The sequence below is a fragment of the Clostridium sp. genome (genome assembly GCF_036639235.1).
Taxonomy (GTDB): domain Bacteria; phylum Bacillota; class Clostridia; order Clostridiales; family Caloramatoraceae; genus Clostridium_AB.
On sequence record NZ_JAVWJB010000048.1, the window covers coordinates 1 to 10,745 of the forward strand.

General features: G+C 34.5%; 7 protein-coding genes. 5 read left to right on the forward strand and 2 right to left on the reverse strand.

Annotated elements, in window-relative coordinates:
* The 3 genes from RR539_RS09355 to RR539_RS09365 all read left to right on the forward strand — a co-directional run.
* The coding region (locus RR539_RS09355) for an MBOAT family O-acyltransferase (protein ID WP_332483805.1) at positions 1-729 on the forward strand (729 nt) is incomplete at its 5' end.
* A 9-nt stretch (positions 730-738) separates the two neighbouring features.
* Positions 739-1,881 (forward strand): DHHW family protein, encoded by a 1,143-nt coding sequence (locus RR539_RS09360; protein WP_332473760.1) that lies wholly within the window; start codon positions 739-741, stop codon positions 1,879-1,881.
* A gap of 86 nt (positions 1,882-1,967) precedes the next feature.
* Positions 1,968-2,786: an undecaprenyl-diphosphate phosphatase gene (locus RR539_RS09365; RefSeq protein WP_332473761.1), complete on the forward strand. Its 819-nt coding sequence runs from the start codon at positions 1,968-1,970 to the stop codon at positions 2,784-2,786.
* Positions 2,787-3,080: 294 nt separating this feature from the next.
* Here the strand turns inward: RR539_RS09365 and RR539_RS09370 are convergent, their stop codons facing one another.
* A complete protein-coding gene (locus RR539_RS09370) occupies positions 3,081-5,033 on the reverse strand; it encodes a hypothetical protein (protein WP_332473762.1) in 1,953 nt (650 codons plus the stop codon).
* A 145-nt stretch (positions 5,034-5,178) separates the two neighbouring features.
* Positions 5,179-6,138: a hypothetical protein gene (locus RR539_RS09375; RefSeq protein ID WP_332473763.1), complete on the reverse strand. Its 960-nt coding sequence runs from the start codon at positions 6,136-6,138 to the stop codon at positions 5,179-5,181.
* Positions 6,139-6,735: 597 nt separating this feature from the next.
* Here RR539_RS09375 and fdhF point away from each other — a divergent pair.
* Complete coding sequence (gene fdhF / locus RR539_RS09380) at positions 6,736-8,778, forward strand: formate dehydrogenase subunit alpha (protein ID WP_332483828.1); 2,043 nt, start codon at positions 6,736-6,738, stop codon at positions 8,776-8,778.
* Positions 8,778-10,745, forward strand: a complete 1,968-nt coding sequence (locus tag RR539_RS09385) for a 4Fe-4S dicluster domain-containing protein (RefSeq protein ID WP_332473764.1) — start codon at positions 8,778-8,780, stop codon at positions 10,743-10,745. Before fdhF ends, RR539_RS09385 begins: the two co-directional genes overlap by 1 nt.

Below are 10,745 nucleotides of genomic sequence, written 5' to 3' on the forward strand. Positions count from 1 at the left end.
TGTTATACACTTCAAATATATTTTGATTTTAGTGGGTATTCAGATATGGCAATTGGACTTTCTGCTATGTTTGGGTTTAGGCTACTTGAGAACTTTAATTATCCCTATATAAGTAGGAGTATTTCTGAGTTCTGGAGAAGGTGGCATATGTCACTTGGAAGCTTCTTTAGGGATTATGTATATATTCCCCTTGGAGGAAATAGATGCTCTTATGTGAGAAATTTATTTAATTTAATGGTTGTATGGTCACTAACTGGGTTCTGGCACGGTGCTGCATGGAACTTTGTTGTATGGGGATTATACTTTGGGGTTATTATAGCCATGGAAAAAATGTTTATTCTAGAGCTTATGAGAAAGCTTCCTATATGGGTTCACCATGTATATACTATGCTTTTAGTTATGATAGGATGGGTTATTTTCGAATCATCTAGTTTAACAGGTGCTATAGAATATATTAAGGGAATGTTCTTTTTAACAGATGCGCCCCTATATTCATCTATGGATTTATTCTATATATCTAATTACTGGATAGAAATGCTGCTAGGAATAGTGTTATCAACTCCTATAATTATGAAGGGTTTTACGTTTATAGAAAACTCTAAGATTAAGGTAGTATCAAGTATAGGTTCTATGGTGGTTACCCCTATTACTTTAAGTATTATTTTTTATTATGCTGTAATGCTACTTGTTAATTCAAGTTATAATCCGTTTATATATTTTAGATTTTAGGAGGGAAATATGATTAAATACACTAAATACGCAATACTTACTGTACTTTTTTTAATAGTTATATTTCCACTTGCTATATATGATGGATTTAAAGCTGATAGGGAGTATTCAGAGATAGAAAATAGAGGATTAAGACAAATGCCTAAATTAGGTTTAGATGGGGTTTTAAGTGGTGAATTCTTTACTGAATATGAGGAGTATCGTAAGGATCAGTATATTTTTAAGGATGATATAGTAGGAAGTTATTTAAAGCTTAATTTCTATGTTTTAAACAGGGATAAGATTAATGGGTTTTATCTTGGTGATAATGGAAGGCTTTATGAGGATGAGAAGTTAGAGACTGATAAGCTAGAGGAGTTTGTTAAGAAGAAGAATGAATTTATTATTTCCCTTAACGCTTCACTAGAGGGTATGGGTGTTAAAATGTATAACATGTATGCTCCAATTAGTTCGGACTATAATATGAATAATCTTCCTGAGTATGCTAAGTATAATATGAAGAGGGTATTTGAATTTGAAAAGCAAATAGACTCTGTTAGCAGTAAGGTTGATTATATTAACGCTAGGGAGCTTTTTAAGGATGACCTAACTGGTGATAAGTATTACTATAAAACAGACCATCACTGGAACATAGATGGGGCATATAAGGCATATGAATATATAGTTAACAAGGCAAAGAAGGATTTTCAGGGCATAGAGGATCAGCTTGAACCATATAACGGACTTATGGTTGATACCTACTATGAGTTTAACGGTAGCTATAATAGACAGCTTCAGTTTAATGTTAGTAATAAGGAGGACTTTAAGGTATATAGGCCAAGTAAGGACCTTATTACTGAGAGAATAACAGGGGAAAAAATAGGTCAAGATATAATAGATAAGTCTTTAATAGAATCTCCATCAACCTATTCTACATTTATGGGTGGAGATATGCCAAAGGATATAGTGAAAACAGGAAGAAGTAACTTACCTAATGTTCTTGTTATAGGGAATTCATTTACTAATTCACTTGAGACATTATTATATGCTAATTTTAATGAGATGCATTCAATAGATGTACGTGAATCTAACCTTGAAAGGGTGGATATTCCAGCCTATGTTAAGAAACATAATATTAATTTAGTTGTATATATTCATGGCGGAATTAAATAAACATAATCATGCTTAATATGGATAATATTATAATAATATAGAGTATATGATATAATTGTTTAGTACAAAAAGGAGGGGAGCTTTTAATGAGCATAGAGATTATTATGGTATTTAAGGCAGTTCTACTTGGTATTGTAGAGGGTCTTACAGAGTTTCTTCCTGTATCTTCAACAGGTCACCTTATATTAGTAGGTGATAGTTTAAGCTTTACAGGGGAGTTTGCTAATGCCTTTAACGTTATTATTCAAGTAGGAGCTATTTTTGCAGTAGTGTTCTACTTCTGGGGTAGATTATTCCCTAAGTTTAACGACAGAGAGCAGTCAAGAAGAGTAATGACTCTTTGGGGTAAGGTTATAATTGGAGCTATACCGGCAGGGATTCTAGGTATACTTTTTGATGATTACATAGAAGCGAATTTCTTTAATTCAAAAATAGTTGCTATTGCCCTTATTGTAGGGGGAATATTACTTCTTATATCAGATAAGAGTAACAAGGGTTCAAGATGTGAAAAGGTTGAGGACCTAACTATAAGAGATTCATTTATGGTTGGGGTATTCCAGTGTATGGCACTTTGTCCTGGAATGTCTAGATCTGCATCAACTATAATCGGTGGACGTTTTATGGGACTTTCCCGTGAGGTTTCAGCTGAATTTTCATTCTTCTTAGCATTACCAACACTAGGTGGAGCAGCTCTACTTAAGCTACTTAAGATCGGAGTTGGATTTAGTGGATTTGAATGGGTACTTCTAGGAATAGGTACTGTTGTTTCATTTGTAGTTGCACTACTTGTTATTGCATTATTTATGGAGTACGTTAAGAAGAAGAGCCTTGCACCATTTGCTTACTATAGAATTATTCTAGGAATAATAGTACTGTTTATGGTATTCTCAGGTAAATTAATATAATAACTAATAGGGCTACAGCTTATTGCTGTAGCCTTCAGGCTATTGACAAAGTCAACAGCCTGTCACGAAAAACAGGTTTTCATGAGGTTTACCAAGGGGTGCTAAAGCTACTGCGCGACGCTAAAGCGTCACTTGACCCCTTGATAGGTATGGTCTGCGGCGGCACAGGTCCCCCTTGACCATGAATTTAAATTTTTTTATAAGACAAACCAATATTTTTTCAAATATTGGTTTGTCAACAATTTAAGGGCTACAGCTTATTGCTGTAGCCCTATTTTTATTTATAGAGTTAAATTATTTTGGATTACATGAAGAAGTTGCAGAAACTATATTACACAGTGAGTATATTAGGATATCATCTGACACATCGAGAACTGTCATAATACCTCCACATACACCAATTACTCTTCCATTAATAGTTTCAGGTGATGATGATAATACACATACATCATCTAAGGCTATATCTTTAACTACGCATTTTTCTGAAATATCAAGTGAAGCAGAATCTAATACGCAGGTATTTTTTGAGTTAAGAGAAACATTTTTAATAACACTTGTTTTAGGAGCACTTGTTACTGAATTAACCTTATCTGGACTGATATCTTTAATTAAAGTTACATTAGTAGGTGTTCCAGTAACAGAGTTAACAAATGGAGCTGAGGTAGGCTCTCCAACAACACTTACAGTAGTGTTATTAACAGGTGTTTGAGGATTAACTGGTAGTATTGATGCATTAGTAGTAGATAGACTAGTACCTGCTGCAACCACTGATGGTGGAGAGGTAATAGATTGAATTTGTACATTAGAAGGACTAACCAGTGTAGGTATAGTAACTGGAGTAGAATTTACCTGTCCAACAACACTTGCAGTAGTAGCAGCAGGGTATCCAGTTACAGCATTAGCAGTAGATGCACGTCCAAGTCCATTTAGTACAGGTTCATCAATAGGAGCAGTTGGAACAGTTTCAATGATAGGACGTCCTTCTACTCCTAGTAGTGGATTAGGGGATACATAATTATTAACTTGGGTAGGTGCTAAAAGGCTAACGGAATTACCTTCAGTACCTATTATTACATCATAAGTTAGATCCCTATTTGGAAGACTTTGACCTATAGAATTTTTAGGAATTATAACCTGTAATTTACCTAAAGATAAGTCAAGACTCTTTATATTTGGAACAGCTACAGATGTAGGAGTAACAATATTTACACCAGTAACCCCTCCTATAACAGATGCAGACCCATCATATCCAGTTATAGCATTTACAGTTGAAGGAGCTGGGTATCCTGTTACAACTGGAGTAGTAGAAGGAGTTCCAAGGCCAGATAATACTGTTGAAGGTGTAGTTTGAACATTAGTAGCTACATTAGCTACTTCCTGAACTCCAGCGGAGGTTGTAACATTAACACTTTCAGTTGTAAGTGGGCCACATACATCACTTGTGTTAAGTTTAGCACTTGTTAAAACATCAACTGGTGAGTTGAAATTAACTGATTGAACTACTTGAGTCGGAGTGGATGTAATTCCTGTAAGCGCATTAGATGTTTGAGAGGCTACAGAAGAAACAAGACTTTGCTCCTTAGTTGTAATTTTTGATACAACATCAATAGGAGTTGTATTAACAGACTCTACAACACTAGTATTCTCAGGTGATAGTGATAAATTAGTTTGTACTACAGTGGATGTAGTGCTTAATACCGCATCAGATACAACTTCGGTTTTCTTTATATCATCAATTGTTTGAACTATATGAGGCGTTCCACAAGCACCTTCAAATTGTAGAGTAGATAAGTCGTCACGATGCTCATTTAAAAAACATGTTAATGTAGGGCTACAAGGCTGTGATTTACCTTGATTGTGCTTATTGCCACACCCAGTTTTATGACAATCATCCATTGACATAGCCATGCAGCATGGATTATGATTAGATAATTTAGACATTAGACAATTTTTGAATTTATTATTACAAATATCACTAGTTAGAACCTGTATTTTTGAAATATCTTCAAGTTGAATAATTAAATCATTTTTAAAAACTAAAGAATCGCTACATAGCTTTAATGAATTAAGGTTATGTGGATTTAGAGTAATAGTGTTAACACAGCCTGACACAGTAGTAATTTTAATAACTACATCAAAACAGGAAGAATCCTTACACATACATATACAATCTTTAATAGCTTGTAGTGAATAACGTATACCAGGAGCACAGCTACATCCTGTATTACCTCCGAAATTTTTATGCATTTAATTCACACCTTTCAATAATTATATTTTGTATATAGTATTGTAAAGTGGTAAAATATGTGATTATTTATGTGTAAAGCTAATGTTGTTTTAGGAAAATAAAAAATAGGTTGCTGGAATATCCAACAACCTAAAATGATAAAGTTTAAAATTTTTGTATTATGTTAAGAATGTTTTTGTGATTAGTAAAATCATATTCATTATTAGTATTCGAGTAGGAAAGATTAAATTGGAATCCAAGCATCTTCATAATTTCAAATATATCCTTAATAAGAACATCACAATTATCATTCCATTTGCTTTTATAGGATACCATAAAATTAGTAGAGTCTTCTTCCGATTGTTTTATGTTAATTAATTTATCTAGAATACTGTTTTTAGATATACTACCTTCTACACCATTAATAGTTCCCTTACCTGGATAGGAATCACAATCAATTGACATGTCTACATTATAACCTATAAGTTCACTAGTAAATATATTGTTAGGTAATTTAGCATTTTCACTACTTAGAAAGTTTCCATCTAGAGTAATGAAAATAGGATAGCTATAATCCTTAATGATTCTATCTGTAATCCCTTTAAGGGTTTCGTAATATGCTTTTTCATTAATGTTATTTGGTTTAATATTTAGTATAATTCCACTAAAGTAGGGATTGTTTTCATTTAGTTTAATAGTTTCCCGTACCATTTGAGAGAAAAATACTATATTGTCCCGATTATTATAAAGAGATATATTAGTCCTGTTCTTAGATATTCCAGGGCCTGAGGTTAGTTCTATATAATAGGGTATATGCTCTTCTCGAAACATATCGATATTTCTCATCATATTATTTTTACGTTTATAGTTGGTCTTGTAATTACCAGAATCTTCTCTAAGGCCTTCGGTTTCTAGAACTGCCTTTTTAAATCCAATATTATTTATATTATCTAGGGTTATAGGGTAGCTAGAGTCAAGTTTTGCAACCTTAAGAGTCCCTCCTAGAGTATTTTCAGTATATGGTTTAGGTACTGTAATCTCACCTGTTAAGTTTTCTTTGCGTGGGGTGCATGATGATAATACAACTAGCATAAGAGCTAATAGTATTAATAATAAATTTCTCATATTTCATCCTCCCTGAAAGGGTATTATACCATAGTTAATGGTTTTTATTATATGTTAATGTTTTCATACTATATCTATTCATCATTATACATAATTATGAAACATAATAGGTTTCAATAATATTAAAAAAGTTATATATTTAACTATTAGACAAAATAAGAAAATATCCTTTTTATATAAAAAATTTGTATATTTTTACGAAGTATTAACACAAAATTTAACTTTATAAAATTAAACATAAGCAATTAATTTGTGGAAATATACAGAACATTTTTAAGTTAGAAATATATAAAACTACCTAAATATGTATTTTAAATAACTATACTAATAATAAAAGATATTTTAAGTGCTAATATTCACTATTTGCACTTGATTTTAGTGGTATTTGTAATTTTATTACAAGTTAATAGGTGGATTAGTTAAAAAATAAATAATATGGCGGTAAGGTTTTCAAAGAAAAAGAAAATACTCTCTTGTTAAAACTACACAAATGGGTAGTGAAAAATATTATGAAAGTAGGGGGTTTTTTGAACTAAATTGTTTATATGTAATCTCTAAAATGTTAGAATAGAGTTGAAATGTTTTAGGGAGGGAAGAATCTTGAAAAAAGTTCTTACTACATGTGGTTATTGCGGATGTGGATGTAATTTCTACTTAAATGTCGAAAATGATGATATCTTAGGGGTAACTCCTAAGAGTGATCATGTTGTTAGCAAGGGGAAGCTTTGTATTAAAGGATGGCAAGGGTATAGCTTTGTTAAGCACAAGGATAGATTAAGTAATCCTCTAGTAAGGGGAGAAGACGGAAAGTTCCACGAAACAGACTGGAACCACGCAATGGAAAAAGTAACAAGTTCACTTAAGGACATAATAGAAAAATATGGGCCAGACTCAGTTGGTGTTCTTGCTTCAGCTAGATGTACAAACGAAGATAATTATCTTATAGCTAAGCTTGCAAGAGGAGTTATTAAAACTCGTAATATAGACCACTGTGCCCGTCTTTGACACGCTCCTACAGTAGCTGGTCTAGCTACTTCATTTGGTAGTGGTGCAATGACAAATTCAATCGATGAAGTTAAGGATGCAGACGTTATCTTTATCATCGGTTCAAACACAACAGAACAGCATCCTCTTATAGGTATGAGAGTAGCTGAGGCTGTTAAGAAAAATGGGGCTAAGCTTCTAGTAGCTGACCCAAGAAGAATACCTGTATCTAACTATGCACATACTTATGCATCAATTAGACCAGGTGGAAACCTAGCTCTTGTTAACTCAATGCTTAATGTAATTATTACAGAGGGACTTGAGAATAGAGAGTTTATAGGGGAGAGAACAGAGAACTTTGAAGAGTTCGCAGCATCTGTTGAAAGATATACACCAGAGTGGGCTGAGCCTATAACTGGAATTCCAGCAGATACTATACGTGAAATGGCTAGAGTGTATGCGAGAGCTAAGAATGCTGTTACGTGTTATGCAATGGGTGTAACTCAGCACGTTACAGGAACTAAGACAGTTCGTGCACTTGCAAACCTTGCACTTCTTACTGGTCAAATTGGTAAGGAAAGTTCAGGAGTTCTACCTTTAAGAGGACAGAACAACGTTCAAGGTTCATGTGACATGGGATGTTTACCTGACAATCTACCAGGATACCAAAAGTTCTACAGTGAAGCGACAAAGGACACTATAGGTGCTGTTTGGGGAGAAGACTTTGCAGATGGACGTGGACTTACTGTTACTGAAATGATGCAAGTTGCATCAAAGGGTGATATTAAGGCTCTTTACATTGTTGGAGAGAATCCAATACTTTCAGATGCAGACCTTGAGCATGTTAAGCATGCATTTAAGAACATCGAGCTTGTAATAGTTCAGGATATATTTATGACTGAAACAGCTGAGATAGCTGACGTTGTACTTCCTGGATGTAGCTTTATGGAAAAGGATGGAACTTTCACTAATACTGAAAGAAGAGTTCAAAGAGTAAGAAAGGCTATAGAGCCTGTTGGAAATTCAAGACCTGACTGGATGATTGTTGCAGATATTATTAATGGTCTAGGTGGAGAAGCTAACTTTAACGATCCATCAGAAATAATGGAAGAAATCAACAAGGTTGTTCCAAGCTATGCTGGTATTAGCTACGATAGACTTGAAAAAGAAGGTGGTCTACAGTGGCCATGTACTACAGCTAACCACCCAGGAACTAAGTTCCTACACAGAGGTAAGTTTGCCCGTGGACTTGGACAATTTACTGTTAATGAATATATAACACCAGGTGAAATGAGATGTGATGAATATCCATTTATCCTGACAACAGGTAGAACACATAACCACTACCATACAGGAACAATGACTAGACGTTCATGGACACTAGATAGAGAGCAGCCAAAGGGATTCATTGAAATGCACCCAGAGGACGCTAAGAAAATCGGTGCTAAGAGTCACTGGAAGATTAGAGTTTCTTCAAGAAGAGGTTCAATTCTTACAGAAGCAATTGTTACTGATAGAATCCAGCAGGGAGTACTGTTTATGCCTATGCACTTTGCAGAGGAGCCTGTAAACATACTAACTAACTCAAACCTTGACCCTGATTGTTTAATACCAGAACTTAAGGTTTGTGCAGTAAATATAGAGGTGGTGGACTAATGTTTATACTTAAAGCAAAAGATTTAAGAAAAGCCCTAGATACATGGGCAGAATTATTCAAGGTATATGCTCCACTTTCACAGGATGGAGAAGTTCAATTAGTTCCTTACGAAGGTAAGTTTATGATGAACTACATTAACTTTAATATGCCTTTTAAGAAGTTCTTATTTGACCAAAAAGAAGAATTATTTAGCTGGAAGAAAATCGGGGACAGAATAGAAACTTATAAGCCAGAGGTTGACGAAAGTAAGAAGCTTTACTTTGGAGTTAGACCATGTGACTTATACTCAGTACCATATCTTGACCTATTCTTCCAGGAAAGATATAAGGATGATGTTTACGCAGAAAAAAGACCATATGCTTATATAGTAGGACTTAACTGTGTACAACCAGGAGAAAGCTGTTTCTGTAAGAAGATGGGTGTAGGTCCATTTGCAGAAAGAGGATATGATGTACTATTAACTCCTATGAACGATACTTACCTAGTTGAATTTGAGGGAGAAAAGGGTCAAGAAATAATTGACTCAATAAAGGACCTTCTAACTGTAGCTGATGAAAGCTATGTAGAGAAGAAGGAAGACACTAGAAAGCATGTTGAAGAGAAATTTACTCTTGATATAGACCTTGATATGATTGAAGAGGTTATGCAGCATACATTTGATAATCCAATTTGGAAGCAGCATGCTAACCACTGTATTCAATGTACAGGCTGTACAACAGTATGTCCAACTTGTACATGTTTCAATGTAATAGATGAGGACCATGATAATGAGGGAAGTAGATTTAGATGCTGGGACTCATGTCAAACATCATCATTTACAAGAAATGCAGGGGACCACAACCCAAGAGATCCTGTAGCTCAGGTTAGATACAGAATACTTGATAAGATGAAGTATATCCCAGAAAGATACGGATATAAGGGATGTACAGGATGTGGAAGATGTATCGACGTATGTCCTGCATTTATTGATATTGTTGAAACTGTTAACAAGATTCAAGAGGACTACAAGGATGGAATCACTCATAAGCTAAATGGAATTGACCATTATGTAAATGAGGGAGAAGAATTCCACCACCCAATTCATATTGAAGAAAGAAAGCATCACCATATTAATGGTAAGTGTGAAGATGTTTATATACCAGACATTGCTATTATTAAAGAAATAATAGACGAAACACGTGACATTAAGAGATTTGTTCTTCAATTTGAAGATATAACAGTACATGAAAGACTTCATGAACTTATAGCTGATAAGGCTATAGGACAGTTCTATGAAATCACTATATTCGGTGTTGGTGAAATAGCTATTTCAATACCATTTGGAGATTTTAAGAAGGATACATTTGAATTCTACGTTAAGAGAGTTGGTAAGGTAACTAAGGCTCTTCATAACATGAAGGTAGGAGACAAACTTGGTCTTCGTGGACCATTTGGTAAGGGATTCCCTCATCAAGAGAACTATGGTAAGGATATTATAGTAATCGGTAGTGGTGTTGGTCTAGCGCCAGTTAGATGTCCACTAGAGAGAATCATGGATAAGGAAGAAAGAAGTAAGTTCGGAAGAGTTATATTCATCGTTTCAGGTGGATCATACAGCGGACTTATCTTTAAGGAAGACCTTAAGAAGTTCCCAGAAATGGGTGTAGAAGTTATGTACGCTCTTGGAAAGCCAACTGATGAAGTTGATGCCCATGTTGGACGTATAAATGACCTACTACCAGGACTTGGACTTGACTGGAAGAACACAGCTGCAATCGTATGTGCTAGTCCTAGCCGTATTAAGGCAGTTGCGAAGGATCTTATGGAACTTGGTATGGACGGAACAGACATACTTACATCACTAGAAACTCATATGAGATGTGGTATTGGTAAGTGTGGTCACTGTAAGGTTGGTAACAAGTACATGTGTATCGATGGACCAGTATTCAATTACAACGAAATGATAGAACTTCCACCAGAATTCTAA

Excerpts from the sequence above, each read along its gene's own strand:
- RR539_RS09375 (WP_332473763.1), bottom strand. The coding sequence starts at position 6,138 with ATGAGAAATTTATTATTAATACTATTAGCTCTTATGCTAGTTGTATTA.
- RR539_RS09385 (WP_332473764.1), top strand. The coding sequence starts at position 8,778 with ATGTTTATACTTAAAGCAAAAGATTTAAGAAAAGCCCTAGATACATGG.
- RR539_RS09360 (WP_332473760.1), top strand. The coding sequence starts at position 739 with ATGATTAAATACACTAAATACGCAATACTTACTGTACTTTTTTTAATA.
- RR539_RS09370 (WP_332473762.1), bottom strand. The coding sequence starts at position 5,033 with ATGCATAAAAATTTCGGAGGTAATACAGGATGTAGCTGTGCTCCTGGT.
- RR539_RS09365 (WP_332473761.1), top strand. The coding sequence starts at position 1,968 with ATGAGCATAGAGATTATTATGGTATTTAAGGCAGTTCTACTTGGTATT.